At 60.0% G+C, this 20,189-nt stretch carries 19 protein-coding genes and 2 riboswitches; of the genes, 11 read left to right on the top strand and 8 right to left on the bottom strand.

Translation table 11 applies throughout. The features are described 5' to 3' along the window. The 4 genes from ABEG21_RS02530 to ABEG21_RS02515 all read left to right on the top strand — a co-directional run bounded on the left by ABEG21_RS02530 (position 1) and on the right by ABEG21_RS02515 (position 2,708). The gene (locus ABEG21_RS02530; RefSeq protein WP_347555714.1) at positions 1-339 is read left to right on the top strand and encodes a hypothetical protein; all 339 of its coding nucleotides are present in this window, start codon (positions 1-3) and stop codon (positions 337-339) included. Between the two features lie 84 nt (positions 340-423). Continuing rightward, complete coding sequence (locus tag ABEG21_RS02525) at positions 424-810, top strand: VOC family protein (RefSeq protein ID WP_347555713.1); 387 nt, start codon at positions 424-426, stop codon at positions 808-810. 101 nt (positions 811-911) lie between these two features. Further along, positions 912-1,118: riboswitch (cobalamin riboswitch) on the top strand. A gap of 79 nt (positions 1,119-1,197) precedes the next feature. After that, positions 1,198-2,235, top strand: coding sequence for a HoxN/HupN/NixA family nickel/cobalt transporter (locus ABEG21_RS02520; protein ID WP_347555712.1), 1,038 nt, complete (start codon positions 1,198-1,200; stop codon positions 2,233-2,235). Between the two features lie 290 nt (positions 2,236-2,525). Continuing rightward, on the top strand, positions 2,526-2,708 hold the full coding sequence (locus ABEG21_RS02515; RefSeq protein ID WP_347555711.1) for a hypothetical protein: 183 nt from the start codon (positions 2,526-2,528) through the stop codon (positions 2,706-2,708). Between the two features lie 16 nt (positions 2,709-2,724). On the opposite strand, the gene ABEG21_RS02510 is transcribed toward ABEG21_RS02515, so the two are convergent. Beyond that, entirely contained in the window at positions 2,725-3,636 is a 912-nt protein-coding gene (locus ABEG21_RS02510; protein WP_347555710.1) for a LysR family transcriptional regulator, read from the bottom strand. A gap of 93 nt (positions 3,637-3,729) precedes the next feature. On the opposite strand from ABEG21_RS02510, the gene ABEG21_RS02505 reads away from it, so the two are divergent. Next, positions 3,730-4,650 (top strand): EamA family transporter, encoded by a 921-nt coding sequence (locus ABEG21_RS02505; protein WP_347555709.1) that lies wholly within the window; start codon positions 3,730-3,732, stop codon positions 4,648-4,650. Here ABEG21_RS02505 and mntP read toward each other — a convergent pair. After that, on the bottom strand, positions 4,647-5,216 hold the full coding sequence (gene mntP, locus ABEG21_RS02500) for a manganese efflux pump MntP (protein WP_347555708.1): 570 nt from the start codon (positions 5,214-5,216) through the stop codon (positions 4,647-4,649). The genes ABEG21_RS02505 and mntP overlap by 4 nt on opposite strands. A 10-nt stretch (positions 5,217-5,226) precedes the next feature. Further along, a riboswitch (yybP-ykoY riboswitch) is annotated at positions 5,227-5,392 on the bottom strand. An 802-nt stretch (positions 5,393-6,194) separates the two neighbouring features. Here mntP and ABEG21_RS02495 point away from each other — a divergent pair. Genes ABEG21_RS02495 through ABEG21_RS02480 form a run of 4 tightly spaced genes read left to right on the top strand, consistent with a single transcriptional unit; the run spans position 6,195 to position 10,465 of the window. Then, positions 6,195-6,434: an acyl carrier protein gene (locus tag ABEG21_RS02495; RefSeq protein WP_347555707.1), complete on the top strand. Its 240-nt coding sequence runs from the start codon at positions 6,195-6,197 to the stop codon at positions 6,432-6,434. A gap of 2 nt (positions 6,435-6,436) precedes the next feature. After that, positions 6,437-7,663 carry an acyl-CoA dehydrogenase family protein gene (locus tag ABEG21_RS02490; RefSeq protein ID WP_347555706.1) on the top strand — a complete coding sequence of 409 codons (1,227 nt, stop codon included), beginning with the start codon at positions 6,437-6,439 and terminating at the stop codon, positions 7,661-7,663. A gap of 2 nt (positions 7,664-7,665) precedes the next feature. Further along, entirely contained in the window at positions 7,666-8,622 is a 957-nt protein-coding gene (locus ABEG21_RS02485; protein WP_347555705.1) for an amino acid--[acyl-carrier-protein] ligase, read from the top strand. Positions 8,623-8,626: 4 nt separating this feature from the next. After that, the gene (locus tag ABEG21_RS02480) at positions 8,627-10,465 is read left to right on the top strand and encodes an alpha/beta fold hydrolase (protein ID WP_347555704.1); all 1,839 of its coding nucleotides are present in this window, start codon (positions 8,627-8,629) and stop codon (positions 10,463-10,465) included. A 66-nt stretch (positions 10,466-10,531) separates the two neighbouring features. Here the strand turns inward: ABEG21_RS02480 and ABEG21_RS02475 are convergent, their stop codons facing one another. Next, entirely contained in the window at positions 10,532-11,689 is a 1,158-nt protein-coding gene (locus tag ABEG21_RS02475; RefSeq protein WP_347555703.1) for an acyltransferase, read from the bottom strand. 520 nt (positions 11,690-12,209) lie between these two features. On the opposite strand from ABEG21_RS02475, the gene ABEG21_RS02470 reads away from it, so the two are divergent. Then, positions 12,210-14,489, top strand: a complete 2,280-nt coding sequence (locus ABEG21_RS02470) for a TonB-dependent siderophore receptor (protein WP_347555702.1) — start codon at positions 12,210-12,212, stop codon at positions 14,487-14,489. Positions 14,490-14,569: 80 nt separating this feature from the next. Here the strand turns inward: ABEG21_RS02470 and ABEG21_RS02465 are convergent, their stop codons facing one another. The 5 genes from ABEG21_RS02465 to ABEG21_RS02445 all read right to left on the bottom strand — a co-directional run bounded on the left by ABEG21_RS02465 (position 14,570) and on the right by ABEG21_RS02445 (position 19,076). Then, the gene (locus ABEG21_RS02465) at positions 14,570-16,024 is read right to left on the bottom strand and encodes an aldehyde dehydrogenase family protein (RefSeq protein ID WP_347555701.1); all 1,455 of its coding nucleotides are present in this window, start codon (positions 16,022-16,024) and stop codon (positions 14,570-14,572) included. Between the two features lie 39 nt (positions 16,025-16,063). Then, positions 16,064-16,744, bottom strand: a complete 681-nt coding sequence (locus ABEG21_RS02460; protein ID WP_347555700.1) for a type 1 glutamine amidotransferase domain-containing protein — start codon at positions 16,742-16,744, stop codon at positions 16,064-16,066. A 99-nt stretch (positions 16,745-16,843) separates the two neighbouring features. After that, positions 16,844-17,452, bottom strand: coding sequence for a TetR/AcrR family transcriptional regulator (locus ABEG21_RS02455; protein WP_347555699.1), 609 nt, complete (start codon positions 17,450-17,452; stop codon positions 16,844-16,846). A gap of 73 nt (positions 17,453-17,525) precedes the next feature. After that, positions 17,526-18,290, bottom strand: coding sequence for an alpha/beta hydrolase (locus tag ABEG21_RS02450; RefSeq protein ID WP_347555698.1), 765 nt, complete (start codon positions 18,288-18,290; stop codon positions 17,526-17,528). Positions 18,291-18,335: 45 nt separating this feature from the next. Continuing rightward, positions 18,336-19,076: an SDR family oxidoreductase gene (locus ABEG21_RS02445; RefSeq protein ID WP_347555697.1), complete on the bottom strand. Its 741-nt coding sequence runs from the start codon at positions 19,074-19,076 to the stop codon at positions 18,336-18,338. Positions 19,077-19,350: 274 nt separating this feature from the next. Between ABEG21_RS02445 and ABEG21_RS02440 the strand changes: the two genes are divergently transcribed. Continuing rightward, positions 19,351-20,160 (top strand): helix-turn-helix transcriptional regulator, encoded by an 810-nt coding sequence (locus ABEG21_RS02440; protein WP_347555696.1) that lies wholly within the window; start codon positions 19,351-19,353, stop codon positions 20,158-20,160. Positions 20,161-20,189 lie beyond the last annotated feature (29 nt).

The raw sequence follows: 20,189 nt of genomic DNA, 5'->3' as shown, positions 1-20,189 counted from the left end.
ATGAACCGTTCTACGCCGCAAACCGCGCCGCTTTGCGCCGCACCCTCCTTGACGCCCGCCCGCGGGCTTGGCGATGCCGCCGCTGTCGCACAGCAACGCGTGTTTCTCGACATCACCCTGCAAAGCGACTGTCACGGCAAGGCCGGCTCGCCACGCGACCGGCTGAGTCAGTTGCTCCATTCCGCTTTGGGCGTGTACATCATCGGTACCAGCGTCGCGGGCGAAAACGTGGTCGTGCGTTTCGATATCGCCGCGGCCGACGTCGACTTTACGCTGCACATGCTCATCACGGCCTTGCCTGGCGCAATGATCGGCCGGCTCGTGTCGCGCGGCGTTTGAGCGGCGCTGCCCGTGACGCCGATCGAAGCGTGCCTCATGCGTTAAAATTGCCGCATCCTCCGCGATCGGACAAGGCACGCATCAGTGAATATTTCAGGCATCCACCACGCGGCAATCATCGCCTCCGATTACCCGCGCTCGCGCCGTTTCTATACCGAAGTCCTCGGATTGGAGATCGTCGCGGAGGTCTATCGCGCGCAACGCGACTCCTACAAGCTGGATTTGCGCCTGCCGGATGGCGCGCAGATCGAACTGTTTTCCTTTCCCTCGCCTCCGCCGCGCGTCAGCCGACCCGAGGCCTGCGGTCTACGCCACCTTGCATTCAGCGTGCCGGATCTGGAAGCAGCCGTGCAGTCATTACGACATCACGGCATCGAACCGGAGCCGGTGCGGGTGGACGAATATACCGGCAAGAAGTTTACGTTCTTTGCCGACCCGGATGATTTGCCGCTCGAGCTATACGAAGCGTAAGGTCCGCGCCCAGCTGGCAAGGCGACGCGTGCATATCGCGCCCGTGCGTCGATGTTTCGGGTCTTTATCGAGATACGCCCTTTCCAGCGCCCGGATCCCGCCGTATAGTGGCGATCGATGGTTCCATATCGGATTAAAAGGGAACACAAGGCGCGGAGGCGGCATGCCGCGGGCTTGTGGCTGCCCCCGCAACTGTGTGCGAGAAGCGCGCCGTCCTTGACTGCCACTGACACCGCAAGGTGTCGGGAAGGCCGACGGTGCGCGATGATCCGCCAGCCAGGAGACCTGCCGTCGAACCCGGGTCAGAGCGATGGCGTCGTGCGGGGTGCCGCGACGCCGTTGATGCGCGAATGCGCGGCTCTGGCAACCTGACCAATGAGTTTCGCCGTGCAAAACACGTCTTTGACGAGGGATGACGTCTCCCTTAAAGCCCGCATCCTCTCCGTTTTTTCGGTACTCGGCCTTTTCAATATCGGCACCTGGATATGGGCCTTTATCGCCCTCCACGGGCAGCCGCTATTACTCAGCGCCGCACTGCTGGCGTATGGCTTCGGCTTACGGCACGCCGTCGATGCCGATCATATCGCCGCCATCGATAACGTGACCCGCAAACTCATGCAGGACGGCAAGCGGCCCGTCACCGTCGGCTTCTTTTTTGCACTGGGCCACTCCGCCGTTGTCGTGATCGTCGCCTTGGGCGTCGCCATTGCCGCGTCTGCCTTGCAAAGCCGCGTGGATGCGTGGCGCACGATCGGCGGCATTCTTTCGACATCGGTCTCGGCGCTCTTTCTGTTCCTGATCGCCGCGATGAATATCGTGATCTTGCGAGGCGTCTGGAAGCGGTTCGACAAGGTGCGCCGCGGCGAGTCGATCGAGGCGGACGATCTGGATCTGCTGCTGAATAATCGCGGGTTGCTCGCGCGCTTGTACAAACCGCTTTTCCGGCTGGTGTCGCATCCCTTGTGGATGCTGCCATTGGGCTTCCTGTTCGGCCTGGGATTCGACACGGCAACGGAAGTCAGTCTGCTGAGCATGTCCGCCTCGCAGGCGGTACATGGCGTCTCGCTATCTCAAATTCTCGTTTTTCCGATGCTGTTCGCGGCGGGCATGTCTTTGGTCGATACGGCCGACGGCGTCCTGATGCTAGGCGCCTATCAATGGGCTTTCGTCAAACCGATCCGCAAGCTTTACTATAATCTGACGATCACGCTGGTATCGGTCGTCGTCGCCGTCATGATTGCCGGCATCGAAACGCTCGGGCTGTTGAACGACCAGTTCGGCTTTACTGGCGTGTTTTGGGATATCGTCGGCGCGCTGAACGATAACTTCAACGATTTAGGCTTCTTTATCATCGGCCTGTTCATCTTTGCGTGGGTGTCGTCGTTGGCGATCTATCGCTGGCGCCGCTACGATCGGCTTGCGTGATCATCCGCGCAACACCCTTCCTTAACGCAAGCGCAAGGCGACGCGATCGCCGAATTTTCGATGTCGATGGAGAACATGTCCGCACGGCCTTTATTCATAATCCAGATGGGGATCCCGCCCCTCGATGTAAGAGAGGCATACGGCGAACAGGCGGCGTGGGTGCGGCAAGCCTTGGCGAGTGGGCATCCCGAAATCATTGGCGTACAGCCGGAACGGGGTGAGAACCTGCCATTGCCCGCGGCGGTGTCGGGGGCGATCATCACCGGCTCCTGGTCGACAACGACAAGTCGATGTCCGTGCAGTTTCACCCCGAGTTCACCGTCGCGCTGATTCGACACTGTCTGACGCGACACCGGAACGCCTCATCTCGCAATGGCAACGCGCTGCCGCCAGAGACAACCGGCACGTCGGCATCGTCCGATACGCCCCACGCGCATCGCTTACTGCTGCGCTTCGTGGCGTCGCTCGCGTAGCGTGCCGCGTGCCTCGTCAGCCGCACACGCGACTGACAAGGAAATCCACGAAGAGGCGATGCCGCGCCGATAGATATCGCGTGCCGGGATAGAGCAACCATGCTGCGCCTTGCCACGGCGTGCGCAGCTCCCAATCGGTGAATATCGCTTCCAAGGCGCCCGAGCTCAGCGTATCGCCCACCATGAAATCCAGCATACAGGCAATGCCGAGGCCCGCCTTGGCCGCGTCCAGCCGCATCGGACTGTGATTGCACACATAGCGTCCGGCGACTTTCACGGAGACTTTCTCTGCGTCGCGGTGAAAATGCCATACATTGTCGTCCGGCGCTTCGCCCAGGAACACGCAACGATGGCCGGCCAACTCGCTGGGATGATCCGGGCGGCCGTACTCCTGGAAATAAGCAGGCGAGGCGCAGACCACTTGCCGCACTGGCGTCAACGGGCGCCCCGTCAAACCCTCGGGCGGCGTGTCGGTGATGCGAATCGTTAGATCGACGTCTTCCTGGAAGGGATCGATGACGCGATCGGTGACGATCAACTGGAGATCGACAAGGGGATAGCACTTCAGAAAGTCGATTGCGATGGGCTGCACGACCTTCACTGCGAACGCGCGCGGCACGCTCAGGCTGATTTTTCCTTGCGGTGCTTTCACGAATCGATCGCTCAGCGCCACGACCTCCTGACTCGCGCTCAGCATCGCGCGTCCGTGCGCGTACGCGGCCTGCCCCGCGTCGGTCAAGCGCAGCGAGCGTGTCGTCCGAACGAGAAGCTGCACACCGAGCGCATTTTCGAGACGTGCAATCTGCTTGCTCACCGACGATGGCGTCCGGCCCAGTTGCCGTGCAACCGCCGAAAAGCTTTCCGCCTCCGCGACTTTCGCAAAAACGGCGATGTCGGGCAGCAGCTGGATGCCGAGACTTGTGCTCACGGGGAATAAATGAAGTGCCTGAGAAGAGGATTATCACCGTTTAGGATGCCCCTGAGAATAGGTGCCGTCAACCACGTCATCTCAAAGGTCCGTATGAAGCTGCCAGCACGTTGCCAGACTGTCCATCTGGCGGAATGGATGTTGCTCCTGGTCGCCATTGCGTGGGGCAGTTCCTACAGCATCGCCAAACACGCGGTTACCTTTTATCCGGTGCTCGGCTTTCTGTGCATTCGCTTCGGGCTGACGTTTCTGCTGACCTCGCCCGCATTTTTGCGATTGCATCGAACCGACAAGGCCCGCGCGTTGAAAGTCGGCATGCCGTCCGGCATGATCTTGCTCGCCATTTTCGTGTGTGAAACCTTCGGGGTTGCACAGACGAGCGCCAGCAACGCGGCCTTCCTGATCAATCTCTGCGTCGTCATCACGCCCTTTGTCGAATGGGGGCTGCTTAAGCGCACACCCAGCGGTCGGGAGCGCGCGGCGGTGCTCGTCTCCGCGGTAGGCGCGCTCCTGATCACGCTCAATGGGGGGTTCTCATCGATCGGAACAGGGGACGTCTTGATTTTGGCCGCCGCCTGCCTGCGCGCGTTGATGGTGTGCGCGACAAAATGGCTGACGCGCGACAACGCCGTCTCGCCGCTTGCGTTGACGTCGATTCAAAGCCTCTCGGTCGGCATCGGATCGGGTATCGGCGGGATCCTGTTCTTCGGGCACGGCATGGCGGCGTTGCCACATGAGGCCAGCTTCTGGCTCTGTACGGTCTATCTCGTTTTGGTCTGCACGGTCTTCGCGTTTTTTGCGCAAAACGTAGCGGTACAAAAAATCGATCCGACGCGGGTGTCGCTGCTCATGGGCACCGAGCCGGTGTTCGGCGCCGTGTTTGCCTGCGTCTGGCTGCATGAATCGGTGCCGATGCTCTCATGGCTGGGCGGGGGGCTGGTCGTCGCGTCGGCGTTGTTCGTGACGGTAGGGCCGAAAGCGCTGGGCCCGCGTCCCGCTCCCGTGCTGGACTAGCCGATCAGATTCAGGTGCTCGGCGAGAATCAGCGTGCCGATGCCGATGAGCACGACACCTCCGGCGCACTCCGCACGGCGCCCCACGATGCGGCCCACGACACGCCCCACCATGACCCCGATCGTTACCATCGTCGCCGTGGCCATACCGATCGCGGCGGCCGTGGAAAAGATATTGACGTCGACGAACGCCAGCCCCGCGCCCACGGCCATGGCGTCAATACTCGTTGCAAAGCCCGTAACGGCCAGCAGCCAGAATGAATGACGCGCCGGCTTCTCGTCGATCGCGTCCTCTACGTTGAAGCTATTGATGATCATGCGGCCGCCGAGAACGCCGAGCAAGGCGAAGGCGATCCAATGATCCCAAGCGGAGACATATTGCGCCGCCGCCTTGCCGAGAAACCACCCGACGATCGGCGTCAGCGCCTCGATCACGCCAAAAATCAAACCGGTCCGGATCGCCTCGCGCCATCGCGGTCGATGCAGCGCGGCGCCTTTGCCGATCGCAGCCGCGAAGGCATCGGTGGACATGGCAAAAGCAAGGAAAAGCGTCGCGACGGGATTCATTGTGTGGGGACTCTAGGTCGGGCAAAAAACCACGACACATCGCCGCGCCCGACCGGTCGCGAGATGTGTCGATGGTCTCGCCAACCTAAAGGCTGGCTGCGCCACGGTCTGGGCGACCGAGAATGTTGACGCAGCTGCTTCCAGATAGAAGCCGGCTACTCCCCAAAGACAAGCGCAACATTAGCACGAATGAAAGAATATTGTAATTTCAAGCGCCTCGGCCGCGCGACATCAGGCTGAAACGCCGACGGACGTTTCCGACACGCGGGAATCACCGAATTGAAAACGTTTGCACGTAAAATAGGAAACAGACCATTTGCGTAAATGGGGTCATTCGTCACAAAGGACGGACGCGTCCCATATCAGTACCCATCGAAAGACGTAATAAAAAAAAATAATAACGGGACGCGTGCGGAGACCCATCATTCGTTTCAAAGGAAATTCTTACCGAATACGCGAATGGCGCTCTTTCCCGCTCCCGATCGACGCAGGCGTGACGTATTTACTACATGGAAAATCATGTCCGCAGACTCTTAAAGCGTCGACTACCGGTAATTAGCCGTGGTCGCGCCGATATGCCGCGGACGGGTAAATGATCATCCGGCACATCCAATAACGAAAACTTTCAATTTTTTTCCGTGTGCAAAGAATTAACGGTAGTATTTAGGGCGGACGTTTGATTCATGCGATTGTCTGAAATCAAAGATTGCCCTCGGCTAATGCAGGCGGGGGAGTAGCGTAAACGCAACAGACTGAGTATCGTAAGACGCCCCCTCCGCGATCGCCCCGTCGAACGGCGCAACTGCGTGCGCTCCGGGTGGCTGACGAATCACGCAACGTGTAGCGCAGCATTTATTACCGCATTACGAAAAAAGAAAGGCAGGGACGCGCATTCGAGAACGATTGCACAGCAACTTTCTCATACGAGTCGCCGCCATGCCTTCGAGTTTGTAAATCTATTCAGGGGAAGGAAATCCGGTGGAAGATACACTACGCGAAATTTTGAGCGAAACCGCTAATCTGAGCGTGCCGGCCGCAACAATCGGTTCCGGCGATGACTTGTTCGCATGCGGGCTGACGTCATTTGCCACCGTCGGCGTCATGCTCGCAGTCGAATCGGCGTTTGACGTCGAGTTCCCCGACAGCCTGCTGGTCCGCTCGACGTTTTCCAGTATCGATTCGCTCGCGTCCGCTGTAAATAGCCTGACAGGCAGCTGACCGTGAACGCCATCCACAGTGAGCAGCTGGCGCAGGGCGCCGAGTTGGACCTTGCTGGTGTAGTACGCGTGGCCGCGAGTTTTGCGGACCAGGTGGATCGGGAAGGCCGATTCCCGACGGAGGCCATCGACGCATTGCGTTCGGCTGGCTTCCTTGGCTGCATGTTCCCATCGGAACTGGGTGGAAGCGGTGCTTCGCTTCTCGACATTGCGAGACAGTGTCAGCAATTGGCGCGCGGATGTTCGTCGACGGCGATGATTTACGCGATGCATCAGAGTCAGGTAGCCTGCATCGTCGGGCACGCCCTCGATCAGCCGTGGCATCGCGCCCTGGCCCAACGTATTGCCAAAGACGGCTTGTTGCTCGGATCCGTGACATCGGAAGTCGGCGTCGGTGGCGATATCAGCTCGAGTCGATGCGCGCTCATCGTCGATGGCGATCGTTTTACATTGGACAAGCAAGCGCCTACGGTTTCGTACGGCGCGTATGCGGACGTTCTCCTGGCGACATGCCGCACGCACGCGGATGCACCGCCGTCGGATCAGGCCTTGGTCACGTTGCTGCGCTCGGATTGTAGTCTGGTCCCTTCTGGCAGCTGGGATGCGCTGGGCATGCGGGGAACATGCAGCAGCGCCTTTCAACTGTCCGCATCGGCTGGCGTGGAGCAGATCATTCCCGCCGCCTTTTCCGTGATCAGCGACGAGTCGATGATGCCGGTCTCGCATCTCCTTTGGAGTGCGGCCTGGACCGGCATTGCCGCCGAGGCGTTGACGCGTGCGCGCGCGTTTCTCCGCGCGCAGGCCCAGCGCCAGATAGGCTGCGCGCAGCCCGGCGCCATACGACTGGTGCAGGCGACGGCAATGCTCGACGCGATGCGCACCAGCTTGTCGAACGCCTTGAAACAATTCGATGCGGCCAATACCTTCAAACGGCCGCGCTCGGAAACGGAAAGTGCCGCCGCGCAAGCGATCGAACCCTGGCCGTCGGGTATGGCGCGGACCTCGCTATTGAACACCCTGAAAATCGAGATATCGACGCAATGCCACGAAGTAGTCTTGGAAGCGCTACGTATCTGCGGGATGGCCGGCTACAAAAACGGCGGCGAATTCAGCGTAGGACGGTATCTGCGCGATAGCCTCAGCGCGCAGATCATGATCTCGAATGACCGCATCGCCAACAACACAGGCGCGCTTCTCATAGCACAACGCCGAAACTTGAGCACACTCTGACCATGAACATCGAGCCGACTTTTCGCGAGCAACTGATTGATGCGGGCATTCTGATCCCTCTAGGCGTCGATGGCGTCTGGGGTCGTAATGGCGTCTTCGAAGCCATTTGCGCCGGACTCGAACATGCGATCAGCGAAGCCGGGTTGAACGATGCGCCGGAGGTGATGCGCTTTCCGCCGGCCATGCCGCAGGATTATTTTGAGAAAAGCGGCTATATGAAAAACTTCCCGCATTTCGCGGGGACGATTCATAGCTTCGACGGCGACGAGCGCGGTCAGCACAAATTGCTCGGCCAAATGGCGCGCGGCGAACCGTGGATGGAGCAGCAGCAGCCTGCCGGCCTCGTGCTCACGCCCGCTGCATGCTACTCGGTATATCCGACGCTCGCGCGTCGGGGTCCGCTGGCGAACGTGGGCGCCTTGGTCGATGTGTACTGCTGGTGTTTCCGACATGAACCGTCGCTGGAGCCCACGCGCTTCCAGTTCTTCCGCATGCGTGAATTCGTTCGTGTCGGAACCGTGGCGCAAGTGATGGCATTCCGAGAGGACTGGGTCGCACGCGGCAAGGTATTCGCCACGTCGCTGGGCATTCCTTTCGAAGTCGATATCGCGAACGATCCCTTCTTCGGCCGCGGTGGAAAATTGATGGCGGACAGCCAGCGCGAACAAGCGCTCAAGTTCGAACTGCTGGTACCGATCAATGAAGGCGCCGGACCGACGGCTTGCATGAGTTTCAACTATCACATGACCCACTTTGGCGAAACGTGGGACATGCGCACAGAGGACGGTGAAGTGGCCCATACGGCGTGTATCGGCTTCGGCATCGAGCGCCTTGCATTGGCGATGCTGCGCCATCATGGCTTCGACCTCGATCTATGGCCCGTCGACGTGCGTGCGTTCATGGGTTTCGGCACCAAGGTAAGCAAGAGCGTTGGATCGGTCGACGCCGTGGAGGCATGACCCCATGAGCATGCAGCCTACCTATTTCGAACGCCGGTTCGGATGGCTCCACCAGCCGGATACCACGGGTGATGGTGTTGTGGCGTTGTCGTCCGTCGGCGTGGTGATCTGTTCAGCCTTCGCGCAAGAGGAAATCTGCACGCACTACGGCGTGATGCATTTATCCGAGTCACTGGCGAACGCTGGCGTATCGACGCTGCGTTTCGATTACAACGGCACCGGCAATAGCGATGCCGTCCCGCGTTCGATCGACAGTTTTGTGGAAGATGTGTTGCTCGGCGCGGAGCATCTGCGCGCGCGCACCGGCGTCCAGCATATCGTCTTGGTGGGCATCCGCCTGGGTGCCATGGTCGCCACGCTCGCGGCCCAGAAACTGGCGGGCGCGGGCCTGGTGCTACTGGCACCGGTGGTGGCGGGTAAAACCTTCCTGCGCGAGACGCGTACCGCGGCGAAGGTATCGAGCCTGTCGACCTACAACCCGATACCCGACGCCGAAAGCGACGAACCGTTGAACACGAACGGCTTCTGGTGGACCGCGGCGCTACAGGCGCAGATCGGCGCTGTCGATCTTGCAAAGTCCATCGTACCGCATCAGCCGGTCAGTGTTTTCACCGTGCGCGGCGATCGTCGCAGTGATGCGTTGGTAGACGCCTGGAAAGCGGCCGGCATTCCCGTTACCGCGAACGTCTTCACCGAATACGCGGCCTGGATGCAGGATCCGACGACGAGCACGTTGCCCGTCGAGACGATCGCGGCCGTCCGTGACTGGGTGCTGGAACGACAGCCCGCGAACCACGCTGCCGCGCACCGCGCAACGGTCGTCGCCGATCGATTGATGGCGCCTGATTTCATCGAGGAGCCGCATCGCTTTGGTCCGGACAACAATTTGTTCGGCATCTTGTGCCGACCCTCGCACTCGCGCGGGGAGCCGATCGCGGCGTTGCTGATCCACGAAGGATCGAGCCACCACATCGGCAATGGCGGTGCTTACGTTTCCTTGGCGAGACGACTGGCGCGCGCCGGCATCGCATCGCTTCGATTCGATCTAAGCGGCGTGGGCGATAGCCTGGCGCCGCTCGATCAGCGACATCTGCATACGGATCCGAGCACCCTCGACGACGCAATGGCGGGGATGCAATGTCTTGTCGATCAGGGCTATCCGAATGCCATCGTGTCGGGCCTGTGTTCCGGCGCCTATATCGGCCTGCATGTTTCGGCCCGGGATCCGCGCATCGTCGGCAGCATCTTGGTGAACTTGCAGAAGTTCATCGTCCCGGACGGCGAAGAGGTCAAGATGGCCGTGCGAACCCATAAGCGCAGCGTCAAGGCATATTTGCGCTCGCTACGTAACCGGGGTGAATGGCAGCGCGTGCTACGCGGCGACGCCGATCTGCTTGGAACCGCGCGTGTGCTGATCGTCCGGTCACTCAAGCGCGGCGTGGAAGTGGCCAAGAACATGTTGCCACCGGCCGCGGATTCCGAGCGCGCGAAATCGTATGCGTTGATGCGCACGCTGGCGAAACGCAATGTGCAGACCAATCTGCTGTATAGCGACGATGATCCCGGCCTCGGCGACCTGACGCTGAACTTCGGGCGGGGCGCACGCCGCATGAGCCATTTCGCGCCGGCACGGGTGACCTTCCTGAAGCAGGCAGACCATCATTTCAACGCGACGCGAACGCGATTCGAATACTACGAACTCGTGCTGCAGGTCTTCCGCGACACCAAGGCCGCCCACGCGACATCGCAAGCCACGCGCGACGCGACCGGTGCCCCGTCGGACAAGGTCGGCGTGCATGCCAGCGGCAGCTATTCGAACTCGAAGGCCTCTTCTTTGAGCTGAACGGTACGGCGCAAAACTCGGCGACGACACAGAAGCGGCACGCTGGCCTTTCGGGCCAGCGTGCGCTTACTCGCCGGCGACCGCTTCCTCTCTCCCTCCCCTTGGTTTCCCGAACACCCCACGAATGACATCGCGCGTCCGATCAGTCCTTGATTCGAAGGCGTAGTAGATCAGACAGGCCAATGCGAGCGCGCCCATCATGCCGATACCGAATTTCGCAAAGACTGCAGCGTTGAGCGCCGACAACGTCCATGGCGTATCGATCAAAGCGCATATCAAAATCAAAAACGGGAGATGCGTCAGATAGAGCGAGTAGGAAAGGTTGGATGACCAGCGCGCGACCCAGCCATAAAGCGAAGGCCGCTGCGGCGTACGTTGGCAGATGATGGCATACAACAGCGCGCCGACCAGTAGCGCCACCGCCGCTTCGCCGACATACAGCGGCAGATGCAATTTTTTGATCTCGAGGAAGCACACGCAAAAGACGACGGCGGCGATCGACACGACCTTATTCGCGCGCTCCGCGGGAATAAGGCGCGGCACGACAGCAAGCCCGGCACCAAGAAGCCAGGGAAGGAAAAGAAAGGCCGCATGCGCGCCGATCAATCCAACGATGCATACGATGCCGAATGCGTAAGCGAGTCGGCGAGCCAGGCGTCGCTCATACCGCACGGCAAGCATTCCCATTGGAAACAGCAAGTAATACCAAAATTCGTTCGACAGACTCCACAGTGCCGAATTCGTTCCCACCGTCGGCACGACGATCGTTTGCAGAAAAAAGAGATTACCGATAATGATCGGGATACTTTTTATCTGATCTGAAAGGATCGTTTGCACATAGGTCTGTCCGGCCGGCGCGGAATAAATGCTTCCATTCGCCGCCAAGAAATGAAAACCGATCGCATCGATTGCGATGCCGAGAAATACCGCAGGAATCAATACGATCCATAATCGGACGAGACGCTTGAGGAGGTAGTTGGACCATGACCAACGATGCCGCCCCATATCGCGGATGACGCTACCGCCAACAAGATAGCCGCTTAACACAAAGAAGACCATCACGGCCTCATCGCCAATCGTCAGCTGCCCCGCGTCGGACACACCTGTCACGCTCGCAAAGAAGAGACTTCGGGCATGGCCGAGCGCAACGATCAACGCTGCTGCACCCCGCATCGCGTCGATATGTACCTGCGCCCAAGTGGTTCGCTTATCCTGTATCGTCATCGCATCACCGTCTTCCTTCCCCTTGATTTTAAGTTTTTTTATTACGGCACTTGATGGTCTGCGCGTTTTGCGTCAACAGGATCTCGGATAAAGATCGGTAATTTTTTTCGATTATTTTTTCAGGTCTCCCCGCAGGCCTGAATGAGATCGCACCACGTTGATTGGATGCGTTATTGATCTATCCGACGTCACGCGCACAGGCCTGCGTACAGACTTTTTCGACGCGTGCAGCCAATCCGAGCCGGGTGATATTAGCAGATCAAGGTCCACCTCAAGCGCTATTGCAAATGGCGATGCGTGACGAATCCGGTGGCACCAAGCGTCCATGCGCAAGTCAGGGCACGGTAAGAATAGGTAAGGCGAAACGACCGGCTCGCCCGGTACGCGTCGACCAGCGCGAGCAGGAAGGGACGCGACATGAAGCAGCGCCCGCCGTCCGCACGCAGCTGTCTCAAAAACGGTTATTGCAAACGATAATGATTTTCATTTATTATTCTGCTTTTCTTAATAAATGAATGCCATGCGTCGCTTATTCTCCGAAACGCCCGCCCAGCCGTCCGCGTCGATTCGTCGGGCTGGCCGGAATAACGTGCCGCGCCCGGCACGGCCGATCGTAGCGCTGTTGGCGATTGCCGGCATGCTGCCCATGCTTTCGTGGGCGCAGGCGAGCACCGCCACGAACGACAACGGCGTCGGCGGAACGAGCGGCGCATCGGCTGCGACAGGATCGACGGCGCTTGCCACCCCTGCCCTCGCGCAAGATTCGGCGCTACCCACCGTCACGGTCCATGCGCAGAACAGTGGCATCCAGCAGCCCACCGAACGCACGCACTCGTACACGATCCAATCGACGACCGCGGGCAGCAAGATCGGCTTGTCACCGAAAGAGACGCCCCAATCGGTCTCCGTGCTGACGCGCGAAGAAATGGACGACTTCCAGCTCAACGACGTGAACACCGCGCTTCGGCATGTCACTGGCGTCACGGTCGAACCGTACGATTCGTATGCAACCGACTTCACGTCGCGTGGTTTTCATATTACGAACCTGCAGTTCGACGGTGTCGGCTTGCCGTTGGAATACACATCGCAGTACGGCGATATCGACATGGCGCTATACGACCGTGTCGAAGTCCTCCGTGGCGCGGACGGACTGAACGCCGAAACCGGTAATCCCTCGGCCACCGTCAACTTCATTCGGAAGCGCCCCACGTACCAGTTTCAAGCGTCGGGGGATGTCTCCTATGGATCGTGGGACACGAAGCGGGTCGATGTCGATATCTCCGGGCCGCTGAACAAAGCAGGAACCGTGGCGGGACGCCTCGTCGCCGTGCATCAGGACGGCAGCTCCTATACCGATCGATTACAGCCGAGCAAGGACATCGTCTATGGCGTGGTCGATATCAATATCACGCCGAGCACCTTGGCGACCGTCGGCTATAGCTACGAACACAATCGCCTGAAAGGCGCCAGCTGGGGCGGCCTGCCGTTCCTCGATGCCTCGGGCAATCAGCTCAGCTATAACGTCGGCGCGAGCATGGCGCCCAGTTGGGCATTCTTCAATACCGAAGAGCAGCGCGCCTTTGCGGAAGTGACGCAGCAGTTGGGCAATCGATGGAAATGGAAGACATCGGTCAATTGGAACGATATCTACAGCTACGCCCAATTCTTCTATCCCTACGGCTCCTTGAATGCCGACGGATCGGGTATCAACTCCTACACGTCCAACTACCAGTCGTCGAATCGGCAGTTCGTCCTGGACTCCAGCGTGACAGGAAAGATCGATTTGTTCGGTCGGACACATGACCTCGTATTCGGCGCGAACTTCTCGCGATCCCAGTTCACGAACCCCTCCGTCGAAGGCGATACCGATGGCATACCGGTTGGTTATGCGGAACTGCTGGCCGGCACCTATCCAAAACCGTCGTTCGGCGACGCCACCTCGCACGTCAATTACCTCGATGTCCGGCGTTCGCTTTACGCCTCGTCGCGATGGAGTCTGACCGACCGTGCCCATCTGCTGCTCGGGGTGAATTACACGCAAGCGGCGAGTAGCGGCAGCGCCGATGGTACGGGATACAACCAGCAGTCGTCCGGGTCTGCGCCCTATGTCGGGTTGACGTACGATCTGACGAATCAAATCACGGCGTATGCGAGCTTCACCAAAATCTTCAACCCGCAATACCAGCTGAATATCGACAATCAGTTACTCGGCCCGGCGCGCGGACGCAGTGCGGAAGCCGGTATCAAGGGCGCGTTTTTCGACAATCGTCTGAACACGTCGCTTGCGGTGTACCGCATTCACCAATCGAATATCGCAACGCAAGCCGGCTTCAATTCGGATACGGGCGACTATTACTATTCCGGTGGCAATGCGACATCGGAAGGGATCGAAGCCGATATTTCAGGACAGATCACGCGTGACTGGAATGTCAGCGCGGGCGCGACCATTCTGCGCGTCACCGATGACAGCGGGCAATCGACGCAGCTCTACGTACCGCGAAAATCGGCGCATCTGTCGACCAGCTATCGCTTGCCGTACTTCGACCACAAGCTGACCGTGGGAAGCAGCATCCGCTGGCAGAGCGCCACACGTTACGTCGATGCGACGCTGGGAACGGCACGGCAAGGTTCGTATGCCGACGTCGACTTCATGGTGCGCTACGACGTGAACAAGCATTTCACGATCACGGGCAATTTGTACAACGCGTTCAACAAGAAATATTGGGCGTCGATGGAATACAACTACGGGACCTACGGCGCACCGTTGAACGGCAGCGTCAACCTGACCTGGAAGTATTGATCGAGGCGATGCCGTGCGACGGGGCCCCGCCCGTCGCACGGCATTTCACCCTGCCCCCTCTCTCGACCACGGGTGCACGCTTACTTCCGGATCAGCACTGTCTTCGGGTTGGTAAAGAGCTGACGCCCTTCGCTACCGTGCTCGGTGCCCAGACCCGATTGCTTCTGCCCACCGAACGGGATATCGACGCCTTGCGTGTGGATCTCGTTCACCCACACCATGCCGGTCTCCAGGCGGTTGGCCACCGCCACCGCCGCCTTCGTGTCGCGCCCCCACACGGAGCCGCCGAGACCGAACGGGCTGTCATTTGCCCGCTCGATCACATCGTCGACATCGTCATACGCGATGATGGGAACGATCGGGCCGAACTGCTCTTCCTGGACGATACGCGAATCTTCGGGCGGATTGTCGACGACGGTGACCGGGATGAAATAGCCGGGACGGTTCTCGTCCACCTCGCCACCCAACACGACCTTCTGCCCATTCGCCTTGATGTCATCGAGGAAGGTCTTCACCTTGTCGAATTGCATCTTGTTTTGAACCGGGCCCACGGTGACGCTGGGATCCAAGCCATCCCCCAGCTTCTGCTGCTTTGCATAATCGACAAACGCGGTGACGAAGTCCTGGTGGAAGGAGCGGTGCACGTAAAGGCGTTTGATGCCGACACACCATTGCCCCGAATTACCCACCGCGCCCCAGAACAATTGCGGGATGATTGATCGATAATCGGCGTCCGGCAGCACGATGGCGGCATCGTTGCCACCCAGCTCCAGCGTCACGCGCTTGATGGTCCCCGCGGCCGAGCGCAGCACGTGCTTGCCCGTCTCCGTCGAACCGGTGAAGCTGATCTTCGCGATATCCGGATGCGCGGTCAGTTGCGGCCCCAGTTCATTACCGCCCGACACCACCGACAGCACGCCGGGCGGCAGGACCGATTGCGCAATTTCGCCGAAACGCAACGTCGACAACGGCGTGAACGGCGACGGTTTGATCACCATCGTATTACCGGTGATCAGCGCGGGCGCGACCTTCCATAAAGCCAGCAATACCGGGAAGTTCCACGGCGTGATGGCGCCGATGACGCCTAGCGGCGTGTGATGCAGCTCGACGATATGCTGATCCGTTTCCTCGACGATTTCGACCGGGATGCGGCGCGCGGCGATCTGGCGTATCCACGAAATCGATTGATCGACTTCCGGCTCGGCCATCGTCGTCAACGGCTTACCTTGCTCCTGGGTCAGCAGGCGCGCCAGCTCGTCGCGATGCGCTTCGAGTGCATCGGCATAGGCGTTCAGATAGCGCTGTCGCTCCTCGTAGCGGAGGGCCGACCACGTCTTGTACGCTTTCTTCGCGGCGGCAATCGCCTCCTCCAGTTGCGCCGGCGTGGCGGCCGGCGCTTGCGCGAGTACCGCGCCTGTCGCGGGATTCATCACATCGAAGGTCGACGTGGCGGCACGCTGCTCGCCGGCGATGCTGAGGGTATAGGCGCCTTCGAAGAGGCGCTGCGACGGCTTGGATTTGAGTACGGCGGACATGGGAAACGCTCCTCTAAGAGATATCGGGTTCGCGACGGCTTAGCGCGACAGCTGGTCGATCAGGAGCACCGCTGCCTCGGCCGATGACGCCGGATTCTGGCCCGTGATCAGCAGCCCGTCGCGGACCACATAGGAGCCCCAGTCGGCGCCCTTCGAATAGATGCCGCCCTTCGCCACCAGCTCGTCCTCGACCAGGAACGGCACGATGTGAGTCAAGCCGACCGCTTCTTCCTCGGTATTGGCGAAGCCCGTCACGCGCTTACCTTCGACCACCGGCCGACCCTCTGCCGACTTCACGTGGCGCAGCACGCCGGGAGCATGGCAGACCAGTGCCACCGGCTTGTTGGCGGCGAAGAAGGATTCGATCAACGCGATGGAATCGGCGTCTTCGGCGAGATCCCACAGCGGACCGTGACCGCCCGGGTAGAAGACCGTATCGAAATCCGCTTGCGACACGCTGTCCAGGCGAACCGTCGTGGCCAGTTGCGCATTGGCGGCGGCATCGGCCTCGAAACGATGGGTCAGCGCGGTCTGGAAAGACGGCTCATTGCTTTTCGGATCCAACGGCGGCTGACCGCCCTTGGGCGAGGCCAGCACCACTTCGGCGCCAGCATCCTTGAATGCGTAATAGGGCGCAGCCAGTTCTTCCAGCCAGAAACCCGTCTTCTTGCCGGTATCGCCCAGTTGGTCGTGGGAGGTCAGGATCATCAGTACTTTCATGGTGTTACTCCTTGGAGGGGTGAGACCGTCACATCGGATACGAGTAGACCGGTCGTCTATTAAAAAGGTAAAAAAAGGCGGTTTCCCGCCATTGCTACGTTATGCAGCCGGCAGACCCAGCAATTGGCGCGTCGCCACCATCGCGGTCTGAAACGGCTCGGGATTGCGGACGATTTTCACCATCACGCTGGCACCCAACCACATCTGATACAGGCTCTCGGCAATCGCCTTCGGCTTTCCGTCGACCACCACCGAGCCTTCCGCGACGCCGGCTTCGATCGCGTTCGCCAAGCGTCTGACAATGCCGGACGTCCCACGATCGAGTGCCGCACGCATGGCGTCCGAAAAGTCCGCCACCTCGGCACCGAGCTTCACGGCCAGGCACTTTCCCTGACACTCGAGGAAAGATTGGTTTTCCTGCCACTGCTCGAAGTACCGCACCAATCGCTTCGCCATCGTCAAACCGGGCAGGCTCATCGTGGCATCGATGTCCGCCAGATAGTCGGTGAAATAGTGCTCGAGCAGCGCTTCGCCGAACGCATCCTTCGAACCGAAGTAATGGTAGAAAGAGCCCTTCGGCACACCGCTTGCCGTGAGAATTTCATTCAATCCGACGCCCGAATATCCCTTCCCGGCCATGATGCGTTGGCCGGTATCGAGGATGTTCCGACGGACATCCGAGGTGTCGTGAGCAGTTGAAGTGTTCATGTGTCTACTCTAACCCAAATTAGACCAGTCGTCTACAACTTTTCAATGTCGATATCGTTCTAGCGACTGCCGCTTATTCCGCGTTGCCGGACGCGCGCGCCGCCTGCTCGATGACCTTCGCCACTTCGGCCGGGTGCGCGATGAACGCCACATGGCTGCCGTGAATTTCGGTCACTTTGCTGCCGGCGCGCTGGGCCATGAAGCGCTCCAGGTCGGGATTCACCGTGCGGTCATCCTTCGACACGATCGCCCAGCTCGGTTTCGTTTTCCACGCCGCCTGCGTCACGGCGGTATTGGCGGTCTGCAGTGTCGGCAAGACTTGCGAAATCGCCATGAACTTCGCGTCGGCCTCCGGCACGCCGGCGGCGAAGTCCGCGCTGAAAAGCGTCTGATCGAAGGCCAGATGCCCGTCGGGCGTCGCCTTGATGCCCTTGGTCGCGGCCGGCATCTTGTCGGTCAGATCACGCAAGGTCTCGCCCACCTCGGGTTCAAAGGCGGCGATATAGACCAGGCCTGCCACTTTGTCGTCGTTGCCGGCCTGCGTGATCACCATGCCGCCATAGCTATGCCCCACGAGCAGACTTTGTCCGTCGAACGCATTGACGGCGCTCTGCGTCGCCTTGACGTCATCCGCCAGCGATGTCTCCGGCTCCTGCACGACCGCGACATGGTAGCCGTCCCGCGTCAGGATCTTCGACACGCCCTGCCATCCGGAACCATCGGCGAAAAAGCCATGGACCAGCACGATATTCTTGACCGGTGCGGCACTGGCCGCCTGACCCGCCGTCAAAGCCAACGCGACAGCAACACCGGATACGATACGATTCAATGAAAACATGATAAGCACTCCTTTTTAGTATGAAGAAAATGAACAAACGACGAATCAAAATACCTGGCTTGTGGGACGCAGCACGATCTCGTTGATATCCACGTCGTCCGGCTGCTCGATGGCGAAGGCGATGGCGCGCGCGACCGAACCGGCCGGAATCGCCTGACGATAGAAGTCGAGCACCGTGTCCTTGGCGGTTCCGGACGTGCTGTGCTTCAGATCGCTGTCCACCGCGCCGGGCGCGATCGACGTCACGCGAATCTTGTCACCCACTTCCTGACGCAGGCCCTCGGAAATCGCCGAGACGGCAAACTTCGTTCCGGAGTAGACCGTGCCGCCCGGGGCGAAGACCTTGACGCCGGCCACCGAACTGAGATTGATGATGTGACCGCTTTCCTGCTTCAGGAAGCGCGGTAACACGGCCGCGATCCCATATAGCGTGCCTTTGAGATTGACGTCGATCATCGCGTCCCACTCGTCGGTATTGACCTCCGCCATCGGTCGAATCGGCATCAGGCCGGCGTTGTTGATCAGTACGTCGACCTTGCCGAAATCGGCGACGACCGCCGCGATAACCATTTCGACGTCGGCTTTTTTCGAGACGTCCAACGCATAGGCTTTCGCAACCCCGCCTTGCAACGCGATATCGTCGACGACGGCGTCCAGTTTGTCCTTGCGACGCGCGGCGATGGCGACAGCCGCCCCTTTGCTCGCCAGTAACCGGGCCACTTCGGCGCCAATGCCGGTACTGCCGCCAGTGATCACTACGACTTTCCCTTCGATGCCCTTGCTCATGTCCCGCTCCTTAATGGTGAGTCCACGTTTTATAGTAGACCAGTCGTCTATATTGCAGGCAAATCAAAAGTCGGGGGGCGCTTGCGCCCTGAACCGACTCGATGGAATGGACTATAGCCTCAATTAGACCGGTCGTCTATAGATTTTCGCATTTTTTTTCGATCTTTCCTATGGCGCCGCCGCGCGCCGTCCCGATGTCATCTCGATTTTCGTGAGATCCTTGCCAGCAGTTCACGTAAGCGCGTCACGTCCCCGACACTCCTTCCCGCGTCCCATGGTCAAGAAAACCTCTCCCGAACAGCGACGAGAGCTAGGCACCTTCCTCTCCAGCCGCCGTGCACGCCTGCAGCCAAAAGCGTTCGGCTTGCCGGAAGGACCGCGCCGCACGCCGGGCTTGCGACGCGAAGAACTGGCCGTGCTCGCCGGCGTCAGCGTCAGTTGGTACACCTGGCTGGAGCAGGGTCGCGATATTCAGCCATCCGCCGATGCCTTGCAGCGCATCGCGAAGGTCATGAAGCTCGACCGCGTCGAATCGGCGCATCTCTTCGCGCTCTCGCCGCGCGAGCAGCCGGCGACCGCGACCGAGAGTGAGGTCAGCGAGGGCTTGGAACGGTTGGTTCGCGCGATCAATCCGATTCCGGCCTATGTGCGCAATACGCGGCTCGACATCCTGGCTTGGAACGATGCCATCGCCGATCTTTTCGTCGACTATGGCTCGCTGCAACCTCATGAGCGCAATACCCTGCGGCTGCTTTTCCTGTATCGCCCCTATCGCACCTTGATACTGGATTGGGAACAGATGGCGCGCGGCATGATTTCGACGTTTCGCGCCTCCCGTGCGCAGGCGCTGGACAAAGCGCCCTTCGATCGACTCATCGATGAACTCTCGGAACAAAGCAGCGAATTCCGCGAGTGGTGGCAGGACACTGGCGTCAAGGGCTTCGACGAAGGCAGCAAGCGTCTGCAGCATCCCACCTCCGGCCTCATGTCGTTTACCTATGTCGCGCTGACACCCGAGGGGCGACCCGACCTCTCGCTGGTGACCTATATCCCGAAAACGCCTGCCTATGACCCGCAGTCATAGGATCACAAGACGCCTTCTTCGCTGAATCC

This window comes from Robbsia sp. KACC 23696, from assembly GCF_039852015.1.
GTDB lineage: Bacteria > Pseudomonadota > Gammaproteobacteria > Burkholderiales > Burkholderiaceae > Robbsia.
This window is presented reverse-complemented; position numbering and strand designations above follow the sequence as displayed.